The 322-nt window shown below is 81.1% G+C and carries 1 pseudogene; it reads left to right on the forward strand.

The features are described from left to right. Window positions 1–322 (forward strand): annotated as a pseudogene (locus GTW40_RS23395) (hypothetical protein); the annotation flags it as partial.

Here is a 322-nt window from a genome sequence, read left to right on the forward strand (position 1 = left end):
CCTGCGGGGCGTGGGTCCTGGTCGGCGGGGTCACGGGCCTCCTCGTGGGGCTCGGCGTCGCGGCCGGGCTGTGGCGGTGGCGCCGCGAGAGCGGTGCCCGGCAACCTGCCGAGACGGTCGACACGGCGGCCGCTGCCCGCCAACTCCCCCTCGCGGCGGAGCTGCTGGCGGCCTGCGTCGCGGCCGGAGCGGAGCCCGTGGTCGCCGCGCAGGCGGTCGGGGACGCCCTCGGCGGGCCGGTCGGGGACGCGCTGGCGCGGGGTGCGGCCGAGGTGCGGCTCGGCGGTGAACCGGCTGGTGCCTGGCGGCGGTTGACCGCGCT

This window comes from Streptomyces sp. SID4985 (assembly GCF_009863025.1).
In the GTDB taxonomy this organism is placed as follows: Bacteria; Actinomycetota; Actinomycetes; order Streptomycetales; family Streptomycetaceae; genus Streptomyces.